General features: G+C 67.8%; 10 protein-coding genes and 1 pseudogene. 7 read left to right on the top strand and 4 right to left on the bottom strand.

What is annotated here, in order from left to right:
* Nucleotides 1-187: 187 nt before the first annotated feature.
* Together wecB and ACTOQ2_RS15470 are read left to right on the top strand one after the other, a co-directional pair.
* The gene (wecB, locus tag ACTOQ2_RS15475; RefSeq protein WP_440100266.1) at nucleotides 188-1357 is read left to right on the top strand and encodes a non-hydrolyzing UDP-N-acetylglucosamine 2-epimerase; all 1170 of its coding nucleotides are present in this window, start codon (nucleotides 188-190) and stop codon (nucleotides 1355-1357) included.
* A gap of 63 nt (nucleotides 1358-1420) precedes the next feature.
* Entirely contained in the window at nucleotides 1421-3478 is a 2058-nt protein-coding gene (locus tag ACTOQ2_RS15470) for a glycosyltransferase family protein (protein ID WP_440100265.1), read from the top strand.
* A 459-nt stretch (nucleotides 3479-3937) separates the two neighbouring features.
* Here ACTOQ2_RS15470 and ACTOQ2_RS15465 read toward each other — a convergent pair whose 3' ends face one another.
* Together ACTOQ2_RS15465 and ACTOQ2_RS15460 are read right to left on the bottom strand one after the other, a co-directional pair.
* Entirely contained in the window at nucleotides 3938-4426 is a 489-nt protein-coding gene (locus ACTOQ2_RS15465; RefSeq protein ID WP_440100264.1) for an ATP-binding protein, read from the bottom strand.
* Complete coding sequence (locus tag ACTOQ2_RS15460; RefSeq protein ID WP_440100263.1) at nucleotides 4423-4569, bottom strand: hypothetical protein; 147 nt, start codon at nucleotides 4567-4569, stop codon at nucleotides 4423-4425. The genes ACTOQ2_RS15465 and ACTOQ2_RS15460 overlap by 4 nt, the downstream gene beginning before the upstream one ends.
* A gap of 227 nt (nucleotides 4570-4796) precedes the next feature.
* On the opposite strand from ACTOQ2_RS15460, the gene ACTOQ2_RS15455 reads away from it, so the two are divergent.
* The 5 genes and pseudogenes from ACTOQ2_RS15455 to ACTOQ2_RS15435 all read left to right on the top strand — a co-directional run bounded on the left by ACTOQ2_RS15455 (nucleotide 4797) and on the right by ACTOQ2_RS15435 (nucleotide 11484).
* The gene (locus ACTOQ2_RS15455; RefSeq protein ID WP_440100262.1) at nucleotides 4797-5609 is read left to right on the top strand and encodes a GntR family transcriptional regulator; all 813 of its coding nucleotides are present in this window, start codon (nucleotides 4797-4799) and stop codon (nucleotides 5607-5609) included.
* A gap of 49 nt (nucleotides 5610-5658) precedes the next feature.
* Nucleotides 5659-6339, top strand: a complete 681-nt coding sequence (locus ACTOQ2_RS15450) for a PP2C family protein-serine/threonine phosphatase (RefSeq protein ID WP_440100261.1) — start codon at nucleotides 5659-5661, stop codon at nucleotides 6337-6339.
* 158 nt (nucleotides 6340-6497) lie between these two features.
* Nucleotides 6498-6968: a hypothetical protein gene (locus ACTOQ2_RS15445; protein ID WP_440067691.1), complete on the top strand. Its 471-nt coding sequence runs from the start codon at nucleotides 6498-6500 to the stop codon at nucleotides 6966-6968.
* Nucleotides 6965-8148: pseudogene (locus ACTOQ2_RS15440) on the top strand (Hsp70 family protein). The gene ACTOQ2_RS15445 and the pseudogene ACTOQ2_RS15440 overlap by 4 nt, the downstream one beginning before the upstream one ends.
* 672 nt (nucleotides 8149-8820) lie before the next feature.
* A complete protein-coding gene (locus ACTOQ2_RS15435) occupies nucleotides 8821-11484 on the top strand; it encodes an RICIN domain-containing protein (protein WP_440100259.1) in 2664 nt (887 codons plus the stop codon).
* A 381-nt stretch (nucleotides 11485-11865) separates the two neighbouring features.
* On the opposite strand, the gene ACTOQ2_RS15430 is transcribed toward ACTOQ2_RS15435, so the two are convergent.
* Both ACTOQ2_RS15430 and ACTOQ2_RS15425 read right to left on the bottom strand, forming a co-directional pair.
* The gene (locus ACTOQ2_RS15430; protein WP_440100258.1) at nucleotides 11866-12222 is read right to left on the bottom strand and encodes an integrase core domain-containing protein; all 357 of its coding nucleotides are present in this window, start codon (nucleotides 12220-12222) and stop codon (nucleotides 11866-11868) included.
* 289 nt (nucleotides 12223-12511) lie between these two features.
* The gene (locus tag ACTOQ2_RS15425) at nucleotides 12512-14500 is read right to left on the bottom strand and encodes an alpha/beta fold hydrolase (protein ID WP_440100257.1); all 1989 of its coding nucleotides are present in this window, start codon (nucleotides 14498-14500) and stop codon (nucleotides 12512-12514) included.
* Nucleotides 14501-14919 lie beyond the last annotated feature (419 nt).

The raw sequence follows: 14919 nt of genomic DNA, 5'->3' as shown, positions 1-14919 counted from the left end.
GTCTCAACGGCCGGAGGCGTCACCGAGGGGGATGGTGTCGCCGGCACCGAGGATGTCGCCGGACCCGGGGGCTTCGCCGGAACCTTCGCTGGAACCGAGGGGGAGTCTGGCCTGTTGGCATCGGATACCACGCCGTGACCGTACCATAGGCAACGTTTGCCCCACTGCCGCATGAAAGGCGAGGTCAATGAGGGACTTTGCCCGTCCGGGCGCTGCTCAGGGCCCCGATAATCCCCTCGTCCTGCACGTGCTCGGCGCGCGTCCCAACTTCGTGAAGGCCGCGCCCGTGGTGCGCGCGCTCACCGAACTCGGGGTGCGACAGGGCATCGTCCACACCGGTCAGCACTACGACGCGCTCATGTCGGACGTGTTCTTCGCCGATCTCGGTCTCCCCGAGCCGATCGCCAACCTCGGCGTCGGTTCCGGCTCGCACGCCCGCCAGACGGCGGCGCTGCTGGTCGGCCTGGAGGACGTGGTGCTCGAGCACCGTCCCACGCTGGTCGTCGTCTACGGCGACGTGAACTCGACGCTGGCCGCGATCCTCGTCTGCGCCAAGCTCCATGTGCCGACCGCGCACGTGGAGGCGGGCCTGCGTTCCTTCGACCGGGAGATGCCCGAGGAGGTGAACCGGGTCGTCACCGACGGCCTGTCCGACATCCTCTTCGCCACCTCGCCGGACGCGCTCTCCCACCTGGCCGCCGAGGGCGTCGACCCGGCCCGGGTGCACCTCGTCGGCAACCCGATGATCGACAGCCTGTTCTCCGCGCTCGACCACCTCGACCCCGTCCCGGTCCGCTCCCGGCTCGGCGTTCCCGAGCGGTACGCGGTGGCCACCCTGCACCGTCCCGGCAACGTCGACGACCCGGCCTCCGCCAAGGAGCTGGTCGACGCCGTGCTGTCGGTGAGCGAGCGCCTCCCGGTCGTGGTGCCGCTGCACCCGCGCGGCCGGACCCGTCTGGCGGAGGCCGGACTGGTGAACGGGGAGAACCTCCGCATCGTCGACCCGCTGGGCTACGTGGACTTCCTGTCACTGGTGCGGGGCGCGACGCTGGTCGTCACCGACTCCGGCGGCGTGCAGGAGGAGACCACCATGCTGGGCGTCCCCTGCCTCACGGTGCGGCCCAACACCGAGCGGCCGATCACCATCACGCACGGCACCAACCGGCTCGTCACCCCCGCGCAGCTGCCCGCCGCGGCCGATCGCGCGCTGGCGGACGGCGCGGCGACGCCGTCGGGCGAGCTGCCCCCGCTCTGGGACGGCAAGGCCGGTCCCCGGATCGCCCGGGTGATCGAGAACTGGCTGCGCGGCGGCAACCTCTCACCGGCCGGACAATCGGTATCGCCCAAATCCCTTTAAAACGACTATTTCGGTACGGCTATGGTCGTACGCTGGCACGACCCCTGACAAAGGCGATTCCCCATGAGCGATGAGACCCCAGAAGAGCCGAAGTTCCAGCGTCTCGGGCCGATCAACTGGCTGCCCGAGGAGCGCAAGGTCGTCGAGCGCCTCGAGGAACGCGTCCAGGACCTGGAGCGGCGGCTCGCCATCGCCGAGGCGCGGGCCGACTACGCGCAGTGGAAGCTGGAGTCGACCAAGGTTCAGCGCCCCTACCGGGTGGCCGAGGCACTGACGGCGGCCAAGGGGCCGGGGGTCACCGCACTGCCGGGCAAGCTGCGCTCCGCGATGCAGGCCCGCAAGGGCCCCAAGCCGCCCCGCCCGGTGGCCGAGGTGGTCGAGGAGCTCAAGAACCAGGGGCCCGTGGTCGACGTGCCGCAGGTCAAGTGGCCCGCCGGTCCGATCGTCCGCCCCGACATGAAGGTCGCGGTCATCCTGGACGACTTCTCCCGGATGGCGTTCAAGTACGAGTGGGACCAGATCGAATTCGGGCTCCGCGACTGGCCGGAGATCTTCGCCGAGCGCCGGCCGGAGCTGTTGTTCGTGGAGTCGGCCTGGCACGGCAACCAGGGCCGCTGGCGCTACCAGATGACCGGCACGAAGGCCCCCAAGCCCGAGCTGCTCGCCCTGATCGACTGGTGCCGCGCCGAGGGGATCCCCACGGTCTTCTGGAACAAGGAGGACCCGCCGAACTTTGACTTCTTCATCGACACGGCCAAGCTGTTCGACTACGTCTTCACCTGCGACGGCGACATGGTCCCCCGCTACCGCGAGGTGCTGGGCCACGACCGGGTCGACGTCCTGCAGTTCGCCGCGCAGCCCCGGGTGCACAACCCCATCCAGGACAAGCGCGGGCGCGTGAACGACGTGGTCTTCGCGGGCATGTACTTTCGGGACAAGCACCCCGAGCGCCGCGAGCAGATGGAAACCGTCATCGCCCCGATCCGCGAGCTCGGGCTGCACATCTTCGCCCGCAACGGCACCGTGGACCCGAAGTACGCCTGGCCGAAGGAGTACGTCCCGCACATCGTGGGCGAGCTCCCGTACGACCAGATGCTGGCCGCGTACAAGATGTACAAGGTCTTCCTCAACGTGAACTCGGTGCTCGACTCGCCGACCATGTGCGCCCGCCGCGTCTTCGAGCTGTCGGCCTGCTCGACGTCGATCGTCTCCGGCTGGTCCCGGGCCATCGAGGAGACCTTCGGGTCTCTGATCCCGATCGCCCGCGACGAGCTGGAGTCGTACAACCAGGTCCTGCACCTGATCAACAGCCCCGAGCTGCGCGCCCGCCAGGGGCACCTGGCCATGCGCGAGGTCTTCGACAAGCACCTGTTCTCGCACCGCGTTGACCAGATCCTGGGGATCCTCGGCAGGCCGGTGCAGCAGCGGACCCGGTCGATCTCGGTGGTGCTGCCCACCAACCGCGCCTCCCAGATCGAGCACGCGATCTCCTCGGTGGCCCGGCAGATCCACCGGCCCGTCCAGCTCGTCATGGTCCTGCACGGCCTCGACATCGACCCCGTCGTCGTCGCCGACAAGGCCCGGATGGCCGGGATCACCGACGTGGTGGTCCTGCCCGCCGACGAGTCGCTGTCGCTGGGCGCCTGCCTCAACATGGGCATCGCCGCCGCCGAGGGCGAGCTGATCGCCAAGATGGACGACGACAACCTGTACGGCGAGCACTACCTGTCCGACCTGGCCCGCGCCTTCGACTACTCCGACGCCGAGCTGGTGGGCAAGGGCGCGCACTACGCCTACTTCGAGGGCAGCAACGCCACGATGCTGCGCCTGCCGGGCCTGGAGCACCGGTACGCCTTCCTGGTGCAGGGCGGCACCTTCCTCGGCAAGGCCGACATGTTCCGGCACTACGGGTTCGAGGACGTCACGCGCGGCGAGGACACCCGGCTGGTCCGCCGCCTCAAGGAGGACCGCGTCAAGATCTACTCCGCCGATCGGTTCAACTTCGTCTACTGGCGCAGCGGCGACAAGTCCATGCACACGTGGCAGGCCGACGACATCAAGCTCACCCGCAACGCCCAGTTCTCCTTCGCCGGGCATCCGGAAGCGCACGTCATGATCTGATGTTGTGGAGCGGTTCCCGAAGGTCTTTGATGGGGCGGTTCCCGGAAGCGGGGGCTCTTTCCCGGGGTATCGATACGACGGGTCTCGTCCGGCTGCTCTGCCCGGTGTTCGTCGGCTGCTTGGCCGGTAGGGCGTGTTGGGGTGCGTTCGCGCTCCGGTGGGTGGGTGCTCCGGGCGGCCGTCGTCGGTGGCGGCTCCGGTGTGTCAGGCCTCCGGCCTGGCGGGCGCGCCGGTTACGGATTTTTATAAGCCGCCCGGAACACCCACCCACCTCCGCACACGACTCGTCTCGCCGTATGCCGTGTAGACCGTAGTCGCTTTCTTTCGGGCCGCCCAGTGCGCTCTGGGACGCTGAAGCAATCCGTACGGGGTCGGTTCGGGGTTGTTCGCCGTAGCTGAAGCGCCGGTGCGGGAAGGAGCGCAGGGAGCGCTCGCCAGCGCTCGCTCGCCGTACGAGACTCATGCGGTCCTGAGTACGCCGTCGGTCGGCAGGTGGAACCAGACGGCGGTGCCTGCCTCGGTGTCGTGGTGAGCACCCCACCCGGTGGCCATCGTTTCCACCAGGAGCAGGCCGCGCCCGCCGTCGCTGTCGAGTCCGGCCGCGCGGACGAACGGCAGGCTGGTCACCGAGCCGTCGTCGATCACTTCGGCGTGCACCATGCCGGCGCCCAGGCCGAGGCAGACCGTCACCGGCCCCCCAGGTGTGTGTCCGGAGTCGGAGTGGACGACGGAGTTGGTCACGACCTCGCTGAGCAGCAGCACCACGTCGTCGAGGGCGGTGTCGGCGACTCTCCCGTTCAGGAGGTGTCGCGCCCAGGCGCGGACTGTCGCGACCGAGCAGGGGGTTCCCGCGAACTCGGCGTGGCCCAGCGGGTGCAGCACGGCCCAGCGTTCCGAGGCCGTCCGCTGCCGCTCGTACCGGCAGGCGGCCTGGCTGGACGCGTTCACGCGATCGCCGCCGAGACGATGACGTCGGTCTCGGCGCTGGTGAATGGCACGACGTGGGAGGCCCACAGCCGACCTCTGTCGCCGAGAAACACCCGCCAGCTCGCGATCATCGGCTCGAACGGTGTGAAACCACCATCACGCATGGATTGGACCTCCATCCGATCAAGGACCCGTCCCTGTGTCGTGGACGAGCCCGCCTTTGAGATGCGCAGGAGGGGTTTGGTACGCGCCGCCGTACGACCGCTGATCACGTCGGCCTGTCGGGGTGAACCAGCTCTTCTGGGGGAAATAGTCTTGGGACTATAGTCAACCCACGTCGGCCCTCCGTCAATTATCCCAAGACAATTTCTGATGGAAGAAGAGTCGTGTGATGGCCGTGCACTCGCGTTACCTTGATCTCGCCGCCCAGATCCGGACACGGATCGAGGACGGCGAGTGGGAGCCCGGAGCCAAGCTCCCGCGTCTGGACGACTTCGCGTCGCAGTACGGCGCGAACCGGGACACGATCGGCCGCGCGATCGGGGTGCTGGAATCGGAGGGTTTCGTCTGGGCGGTGCAGGGACGAGGAATCATTGTCCGGCACGGCATGATGCGGCTGCGCAGACCGCGCGGGAACCTGGTGAAACGGAATGTCGCCACCGACGGTCCCGGTTACTCCTTCCCGTCGGCCTCCGCCCAGAAAGTCTGGAAGCACCACATTCCGCCAACCGCGTCCGTCGAGCCTTTGACCGACCCGCGAATCGCGAAACTGCTGGGCGTTCCGGCCGGTAGTCCGGTGATGCGCCGGTTCCGGGTCACCGGTCCCGAGTCGGAACCACCGTTCCAGATCAACATCTCGTGGATCCATCCGCGTGGTGTCACCGACGCGCCCGAGGTCGACGCCCAGGCTTCCGGTCCGGGTGACTGGCTGTACCGGCTGGAGAGGGCCGGTCACTGGCCTCTCAGCTGGATGGAGATCCACAGGGCACGGATGCCGACCAAGGACGAGGCCGGTCTGCTGGAGATCCCCACCAGTTTGCCCGTACTGGAGATCGTGCGCGTGGGCACCTCGGGAGGCGATGGTCAGCCCATCGAGGTGACCGAGTATGTCGTGGCCAGTGACCGCGTCGAGACCGTGCACGTTCTGCACCGTGACGAATCCGCGAAAGCCCCGTGGTCCGACGACATCGAGACAGGCGAGTGAAGGAATGCCCCTCACCGTTGAAGCCGCCGCCCGCACTCACATCGGACTCGTGCGCCGACGTAACGAGGACGCCGTCTATTCGGGCCGTTCCCTGTTCGCCGTCGCCGACGGTCTCGGCGGTCACACCTCCGGCGACGTCGCCAGCACCACCGTGATCGAGGCCCTGCGTCCCCACGACCGCCAGGTCGATCCGGCGACCCTGCCCACCGTGCTGGGGCAGGCGGTCTACGCGGCCAACCAGGCCTTGCACCGCAAGATCGAAACCGAACCCGAACTGGCGGGCATGGGCACCACGCTGGTGGCGATGCTGTGGTCAGGAACGACGGCGATCCTGGCGAACGTGGGCGACTCCCGCGCCTACCTGCTGCGCCATGCCGACTCCAACGGGACATCGGAGATCGTCCAGATCACCGAGGACCACACCTACGGGAACCTGGTGGCCGACGCCGGCAGCGTGCCGAACCTGGCCGGACGCATCTCCCGCTTCCTCGACGGCCGGGCCGACGGCCGCTCCCCCGACCTCACCGCCCGGGAACTCCGTCCCGGCGACCGGCTACTGCTGTGCTCGGACGGGTTGAGCTCGGCCGTTCCCGGTGAGCTCGTCCAAGACGCCCTGTGCTCGTCGAACGATCCGGAGGAAGCGGCCGATCGCCTCATCACACTGGCCACCGACCACGGCGGCCCCGACAACATCACCGTGATCGTCATCGACGTACGGAACGCTCGCTGACCGCTCAGGTCCTCTCGCTGATGCTTGCTCTCCAGTTCCCAAAGGACAGATGGGTTGTTCCGTTCGGGTCGATGTGACCTGCTTAACGGCAGGCGATCGCGTGCCGCCCCTCCCCTGGTTCGCCAACTTCAGAATGTGTTCTGACTTACGATGGCAGGGTGAGCACCAGCAACGCCGATGCCGTCACCTTCTCGGACCTGTCGAGAAACCCCCGAGCCGTCGCCGAACGCGCCGCGCGCCTCGGCCGAGTACGCGTCACCCACCGCGATGCCCCGGACTTCTACCTGACCGCCGCCGACCGTGAGGATCAGCGCGGGGAGACGCTGGCCACGGCGTCTCGCCTGTTCCTCGCTCTCATCAAGCACGATCCGACCGCCCGCGCGCTGGTCATCGCCATGCCCGAGGTCTTCCCCTGGGTCCGCCACCTCACCTCCGCCGAACTGCGTGCCTTCACCCTCGAACTGGTCGAAGCGCTCTCCGACGCAGCGGAACTGGATGTCGACGTCACCACACAGGAGGTCATCGCAGGCTGGCGGGCGACCGCTCGGATCAAGGCCGATCCCGCCCGCTACGCCCAGGCTCGTAAGGCCACGCGCGGCGACTTCGGGCCGGTGGAGGTTTCGGCGTGAGCCCGAAGCGCGGTAACCGGGTCACGGTCCCGCCTCCGGATGACGAATGGGACATCCGGTTCGGTACCAGTGACGCGGTCAAGGGATGGGAGGAGTTGTGCCGCCACGCCCTGGGCAACACACGCCGATGTTTCGAGGCACTACGTGCCGATCCACGCTCACGGACGGATCATGAGCGTCAACATCACCTACGCGGCGACCTCGCGACTCATCGTCACAACGGTCAGGATCTGGAGCAGTGGGAGTTCGAGGTCACCAGCGGCGGGCGCGTCCGCTATGTCATCGATGACGCCACTCACACTGTCTGGGTCTCTACGCCTCACCTCGTCACCCGAAAGACACCGACGCCTGAACCCGAGGGCGACACTCGTCCAGGATCCACGCCGGGTCGGCCGCGCCCGGAGCGGTCTGGCAGTACCTGCGGGACCGGGAGCGATCGTCCCGACGGGGCCGTGCGGTTCAAGGTGAAGGACAGGCAGTACGCGCCGGAGGAGATCTCGGCGTTCGTGCTGAGGAAGCTCGTGGTCAACGCGGCGAAGTTCCTGGTCGAGAAGGTCACCGAGGCCGTCATCACCGTGCCCGCCTACTTCAACGATGCGCAGCGGCAGGCCACCAAGGACGCCGGGAAGATCGCCGGCCTGGAGGTCCTGCGCATCGTCAACGAGCCGACCGCGGCCTCCCTGGTCTACGGTCTGGACAAGAAGGGCAGCGAGACGGTCCTCGTCTTCGACCTGGGTGGGGGACCTTCGACGTCAGCATCCTCGACATCGACGAGGGCGTGGTCGAGGTCCGCGCCACCGCCGGGGACACCCACCTGGGCGGCGATGACTTCGACCGCCGGATCGTCGACCACCTGGCCGACGAGTTCCAACGCCAGGAGGGCATCGATCTCCGCGCCGACCCCCAAGCCCTGCAGCGGCTCTTCGAGGCGGCCGAGAAGGCCAAGGTGGAGCTGTCGGCGGTCAGCCAGACCCAGATCAGCCTCCCGTTCATCACCGCCGACGCCAACGGGCCCAAGCATCTGAACACCACGCTGATGTGGTCCACGTTCGAACAGATCACCGCCGATCTGATCGAGCGCGTCAAGGGGCCGGTCGAGCAGGCCATGGCCGACGCCAAGCTGACCTCGGCCGATCTCGACGAGGTGATCCTGGTCGGCGGGGTCACCCGCATGCCGTAGGCGGGAGCCCTGCCTGGCAGGCGAGCAGGAAAACTGGTCGCCGACGTGTTGTGGACGCAACGGTCGCCCGAGTTCGGCGGTGAAGACGCAACCGCCGTCGCCGCTGTTGTAGCGGTGCGGGAAGTCTCCGAGGGCATCGGTGCGTTCGTCATTGCCAGCGTAGGGCCGTAGGTGGGCCCATTCCTCCACCAGGCGCCTGACGGCATCGAATCGATTCGTTTAACTGTGAAAGTTCGACACAGGTCTGGATGGTCCTGAGCATGCCGATTCGATCTTGGAATCGTGTTGAGGCGTCCAACGCAGCATGAAAATTACACGACGTCTAGGACCGCGTGATCTCATCGGGCCTGATGGGAGCCAGACGGCCGAAGCGATCCGATCTCCGTGGAACCCTGAGCATTGACAGGTGGGAGTTTGGGACCTATTTGTGATGTTCGGCCATGCCGTCGAACCGATACGACACTCCCATTACGAGGAGACAGATGCCCCCTCAAGCCGTCGGCTTTCGCCGACGAACGGCGACGGCCTGAACGGCCGGGCGGTGGCGCCCGCGGAGGGGCGGCCGGCCCCGGGAAGTGCCTCACGAACGGGATTCACCCGAAAGGATTACCGATGAAGCGGAGCGATCCCTCCTCCCGTCCTCGACGTAGGGCGAGGAGGTGGTCGGCTGTGGTGGCGGCCTTGTTGCTGGTCGCGTCGATCGGTGCTCAGCCGGCTGCGGCGGCACAGCGGTCAGCGTCGTCGGAATCCACCGCGTCGAAGTCCACCGTGTCGAAGTCCGCCGCGTCGGCCGCCGCCCCTGGAGACCTCGACGGCTTCACCGCGGGCAATGCCGCGGTCGCCTCGGTCGATCTGGCCGGGACGTGGAGCTTCACTCCGGCGGGCCGGTCGACGACGTCGATCAAGGTGCCCGGAGGTGGCTGGTACAAGCAGGGTTTCACCGATGTGTCCCAGGCGGTGTACTCGCGTACGGTGACGGTGCCGGACTCAGGGCAGCCGCAGTCGGCGTGGATCGAGTTCGGCGCCGTGAACCACCAGGCGACCTTGTCGGTGGACGGCCGGGTGGTCGCGACGCAGACCACGGCCTTCACTCCCTCGAAGTTCGACATCAGCGCCTACGCCGCCCCGGGCACCACTCATACGATCAGCGTCGATGTGAAGGGCCGCGGCGCGTTGAAGGCATCCAACGGCCGGTACCTGGTGCCCGACGCCGCCGACTGGTCCGAGGCGGTCCCCCAGGGGATCTTCCGGTCGGCGTTCCTGCGGGTGTACCCGGCGGTGTACGTCAGCGACACATTCGTGCGGACGTCGGTGGCGAACAAGACGTTGAGCTACGACGTGTCGGTGCGTAACACGTCGGGCAGTTCCCGGTCGGTGACGTTGACCGGGTCGCTGTCGTCCGACAACGGAACGGCTTTCAGCTACCCGCAACTGCCCAGCCGTACGGTCACCGTGGCGGCCCGCTCGACCGCGACCGTGACCGTCGGGCCGGTCGCGTGGAACCTCGACAGCACCTCGTACTGGTGGCCCAACGTGCCGTACCGGTCGGGGTACCGGGCGCAGCTGCACCGGCTGGCGGTGCGTGCCGCCACCGATGACGGGCGCACCAGCGACGCCACGTATCGGTTCGGGTTCCGGGAGGCCACCCAGAACGGTGAGTACTACTACCTCAACGGCGTGCGCGTGAACTTCCGCGGCGACAACCTCCAGGGTGCCAACTACGACCGGATCAACAACGGCGGCAAGGGCGACGCCTTCGACACGCTGCCCGGATTCCTTCCGCCTTCGTCGGGCAACGGCGGCTGGCCGCAGGCGGTGGACAACTACCAGCGGCTGAACTTCAACGTGGTGCGCATCCACCAGGAGCCGGCCAGCCCGTACATGTTGGATGTCGCCGACGAGATGGGCCTGATGATCATCGGTGAGACCGCGATTCGCGGCTCCTCCGGCAAGCAGGATTGGATCGCCGGGCACGACAACATGGTCAACCACGCCCGTGCGCTGGTCCTGCGCGACCGCAACCACCCCGCGGTCATCCGCTGGAGTCAGTCCAACGAGCCGAACCAGAGCGGCCAGGATTCCGAACAGTTCGAGAAGGACCTGTACGCGGCGATGAACGGCGCCGACGGCACCCGGCCGATCATCACCGAGGTGGGCGTCAACGGGAATGTCAACGGCTATCCCGGGATGACGTACGCCAACTTCGCGGTGATACCGCACTACGTCGACGGCTTCGGCAGGTACGGGGAGCGCCTGATCACCGTGAATGGGCGGCCCGACGGCGAGGGCGAGTACATCTGGCCGGCATGCAACACCAAGCAGGGCTTCGAGTGGTTCGCCACGGCAACCTTGGCCAAGCGCGGCAAGGACGCCTCCGACCTGCGTCCGTACACGCTGCTGTCCGCCTGGGCCAGCGTCGTGCCCGGAGTGCGGACCACCGACTTCGTCCCGGAGGAGGGCGGTCGCCCTGTCTACGGCGCGGACAACCTCTCGAACCCCTGGAGCAACCCGCAGTTCCAGCGCGTGCAGGCGGCGTTCAACCCGGTGGCAGCGGTCGACCTGCCGTACTGGTCGGCCTCCGGCAACTCGGACGCGAACGGCACCTTCCCGCTGCCGCAGGCCGTGCCCACCTACGCCCGCAACGCCACGGTCACCCGCAACATCACCGTCTTCAACGACGACTTCGCCGACACTTCGGTGGGCTTCACCTGGACGGCGCGGCTCGACGCGCCGGACGGCGCGGTCGTCGCGTCCGGAAGCACGACCCTGACCGTCCCGCTCGGCTCGCGGGTCACCCAGCCGGTCACCTTCACCACCCCGGCGAGCGGCTCACGGGTGTACCTGGTACTGACGACCACCAAGTCGGGCGCCACGACGTTCAGCGACGCGGTCGAGTACTTCAACCTCGGCGCAAGCGGACCTGCACCGGGCAACTACCGCATCGTCAACCGCAACAGCGGCAAGCCGCTCGCTGTCGCGGGCAACTCCACCGCGGACGGTGCCAAGGTGATCCAGCAAAGCGGCACCGCCACCTGGACCATCGCCACGGCCTCCGACGGCTCCTACACCCTCAAGTACGTCCCGAGTGGAAAGATGCTCGACGTCAACGCCGGCAGCAGCACGGCCGGGCTGCAACTGCAGCAGTGGACGGCCAACGGCGGCACCAACCAGAGGTGGTATCTGCGATCCACCGGCAACGGCTACTACACCATCGTCAGCTACAGCAGCGGACTGGTGGCGGACGTCTCCGGTGCGGCGACGAACGACGGGGCGCAGGTCGTGCAGTGGGCCGCCAACGGCGGGGCCAACCAGCAATGGCAACTGAACCCGGCCTGACCGGACGACCCGGTTCTCGCCTGCTGCCGCGGCGTTGACCGCTCCCCCTGGCCGCTCGGCCCTGCGGCCAGGGGTGGCGGCGAGATGTCAACTCCGAACGTCGGCAAGCGACCACCACCGAGCACCTTGTCTCCGCTCCCATCGGTACGGGCCGGCAGACCACCGCAGTGAACGCATCGAACCGCCTCGCTCGCGAGCGGTAGGCGCTCGTCATTGATCGAACCCCCCATGGGGGGTTCGATCAATGACGGCTCAATGGACCCCCACGCTGATGGAGGTTCCGCAACCGTCGGCCAGCTCCTACAACCATGAGGAGATCCACATGGCTTGTTCGCACAGCTCGGGGGGCCTGTCAATCCCCCGAAATCGTGGAGGGCTCCGTTATACGGCTTGAGCCATCCTGGCTTCGACCATGAAGCGTTCGTAGTCGATGGGTGACATGCGGTCGCAGGCGCTGTGCCTGCGACGCAGGTTGTAGAAGTCGACGATCCAGGTGGAGATCTTCAGTCGGGCTTCGTGGCGGGTGGCGAAGCGGTTCCGGTGGATGTACTCGACCTTGATGGTGGAGTTGAAGGCCTCGGCGGCGGCGTTTTCGAGAGCGGAGCCGACTCGCGCCCAGCTCACCTCGGCGTCGGTCGGCGAGAAGCTCTCCACCAGCTCCCGGCCGAGACCACTCGGGCGAAGCGTGGATAGGCGGTCCGGTTGATCGAGGTCACCAGCAACCTCCCAGAGCATCATCAACAGACGAAGTCCACCCTAACGATCAGTCGTCAGACCGCGGTGTGTTTCCGTCGTATTCCGGCCGTGCCCCTACAGGGGAGCTCGGCGGTTGACATGCTTCCTCGATCGCCTCACGCCAGACAAACGGACCAGCTTCGGCCCACCTACTTGCCTTACGTGCCTGAACGACTTTCAAGGGGCTGACCAGCCAGTTCGCTTGACAACCCCAGATAAAGAGGGGAGAACGATCAGTCGGCCTTCGGCGAATGGAACGGGGTGAGGGCCGTCCGTGGTGGGAGGTCGTGGATCAGCTCTCCGACGGTGTGGCGGCGCGGTCGCCGATGATGTCGAGGGTGAGGAGGGCGAGGTTGGCGGCGAGGGCGGCGCCGATGATCATGGTCGTCGCGCCGGTGAGGCCGTCGGCGGCGGAGAACCCCAGCCAGGCTCCGGCGAGTGCCGCGGCCGGTGCGGCGGCCAGGCCCCGGCGCCGGTGCCGAGAGGTCCGGTCGCGGCGGGTCCAGGCGCAGTAGGCGCCGTAGCCGATGGCGAGACCGACGGGCGGTACGGTGACGAGCGGGTCGCCGAGGTAAGTCGACGGCCACAGGATCGACACGGTCAGCATGGCCAGGGACCAGCCGCCGAGACCGAGGATCACCGGGGTCAGGACGCGCAGCCAGACGCCGGTTCTGGGCCCGAAGCCACCGCGGCGGCGTACTCGGCGGGTCATCCCGGCGAGCAGGACGGCGGCGGCCAGCGTGAGGCCGGTCAGGACGCCTGCGAGGATCTTAGCGATGTTCGGCATGCTGAACGTGCCGACCCGGAAGTCGACCTTGTGGGTGGTGTATCCGGAGGTGTCGACCTGGCCATGGTCGAAGAAGGCGGTCAGCAGCCGCCGGTTGGCCTCGGGCTGGTAGCGCCAGAAGTCGGTGGTGTGCCCGAGTTCGGCCAGGATCACCTGATGGCCGTTGGGCAGTGCGGGCAGCAGTTCCCTGGTGGCCGGTTCGGCGGGCGTGGTGAAGTCGACGGTGCCGCTGATCAGGAGCGTTTCGACGTCGGTCGGGCGCGTCTGCTGGTATCCGCGGGTATCGGGGCCGGACGGCCACGCCTTGGTGAGGCCACCGCCGGCCCACAGCAGATCCGCGCCGGCGTTGCCGAGGATCGAGCCCGGGTCGCCCCCTCTGGCGTAGTAGCGGTCGACCGGCGCAGCGTCGATCATGGTGGTCGCGGCGGACTCTCCCCAGACGAAGGACGTCGGGATGGTCAGGTCGGCGAGAAGGGAGATGGCCCAGAGCCCGCTGGGATCGCCGTCGGCGGCGGCCAGCCAGGCGTCGAGCATCGCGGGCGCGTTGAGCGGTGCGGCGAATCGTGTGGAGTTGACCAGTCCGATCAGCGTCGCGGCGCGGACGTTGCCGCTTTTGACGGCCAGGGGTCCCCACCGGTCGGGCAGGTGCGCGGCGGTCGCCTTCATGGAGGCGGCGAGGTCTTCGGTGCGTGCGGCGCACGCGTGGTCCTGGGCGCACAGCCGGGCGTATCGGGCGAGTTGGTCGTCCGTGGTGGCGGGGTCCCAGAGGAAGCGACCGGGCGGGTTCACGCCGGTCATCACCGACCGGTGGATGGACCGCGGATGGCGCCAGGCGTAGATCATGGCGGTGCGGGTTCCGACGCTCTGGCTGATCAGGTTGATCCGCCGGTAGCCCAGTGCCCTGCGGACGGTCTCCAAATCCTCCACGCGCTGGGGTAGCGAGTAGCCGTCGAGGTCGGTGCCGTCCTCGGTCAGGCGCCCGGCGCAGTCGGCGTAGGCCTGGGAGGTGCGGCGCGTTGTTTCGGGTCCGGCGAGGTCGGCGGAGTACCGCATCGCCGTGGTCACCTCAGGACAGTCGAGGACGACGGAGCCGTCGATGCCGCGGTAACCGACCAGGACGATGTCGTGCCGCTCGGAGAGGCGGGCGGCTTCCTTGAAGGTCATGTTCGTCTGGCCGGGCCCGCCCCCGAGACGGAAGATCGGCTCGGCCGGGTCGGGGCCGGTGGCCCGGATGCGGTTCACGGGCAGCGTGATCGGCCGGGAGCCGGGAACGTCGTGGTTCTCGGGGACGGTCAGGGTGCCGCAGTCCGCCGGTAGGGCTCCGGCTTCGGTCTCGTACGTGCAGGGGTTCAGGGTCAGTGTGCCGACCTTGGCCGCAGGGGACGCCGCCGGTGTCGTCGTATCCCGTGCGCCCAGGTAGCCGAGAGCAAGGGTGATGAGGGTCATGGCCGCCAGGGCGATGATTCTGGCGGGGGTCAATCCCGAGGTGTCCATGCTGACGTCTCCTGTGTGTCAGGAGCGAGTCTGGTGCGAATGGGCCGGCGGTTCGCTGACGCCTGCCGGTGTATCGGAAGTAAGGGCAGCCCTACCCCGAGCAGACCGTTACCGGCGCTCCGGCCGTGCGTCCGAGTCGGAGTGGATGACGGAGTTCGTCACGAGCTCGCTCCTACCTGCTGCGTGATGCCGGTTTTACCGCCGATGGGACAGATGGATTGTTCCGTTCGGGTTGATGTGGCCTGCTTGACGGCAGGCGATCGCGTGCCGTCTCCGGCGTCGGCCGTGCCCCTCTCGGGCGAGCGGCGATGTTTTCTCGAATCTCGGATTTCCGCTGTAACGACGCCGCGTATCCGGACATCTCCTCTGATGCAGACCCCCGGGGGAAGGACATCCGTGTGGCCCCGCCCGACTCGAAG

This window comes from Streptosporangium sp. H16 (genome assembly GCF_051918855.1).
Classification (GTDB): domain Bacteria; phylum Actinomycetota; class Actinomycetes; order Streptosporangiales; family Streptosporangiaceae; genus Streptosporangium.
Note: the sequence above shows the minus strand (reverse complement) of the source record. Positions and strands in the feature narration are given on the sequence as shown.

Excerpts from the sequence above, each read along its gene's own strand:
- wecB (WP_440100266.1), top strand. The coding sequence starts at position 188 with ATGAGGGACTTTGCCCGTCCGGGCGCTGCTCAGGGCCCCGATAATCCC.
- ACTOQ2_RS15470 (WP_440100265.1), top strand. The coding sequence starts at position 1,421 with ATGAGCGATGAGACCCCAGAAGAGCCGAAGTTCCAGCGTCTCGGGCCG.
- ACTOQ2_RS15460 (WP_440100263.1), bottom strand. The coding sequence starts at position 4,569 with ATGCGTGATGGTGGTTTCACACCGTTCGAGCCGATGATCGCGAGCTGG.
- ACTOQ2_RS15455 (WP_440100262.1), top strand. The coding sequence starts at position 4,797 with ATGGCCGTGCACTCGCGTTACCTTGATCTCGCCGCCCAGATCCGGACA.
- ACTOQ2_RS15430 (WP_440100258.1), bottom strand. The coding sequence starts at position 12,222 with ATGATGCTCTGGGAGGTTGCTGGTGACCTCGATCAACCGGACCGCCTA.
- ACTOQ2_RS15425 (WP_440100257.1), bottom strand. The coding sequence starts at position 14,500 with ATGGACACCTCGGGATTGACCCCCGCCAGAATCATCGCCCTGGCGGCC.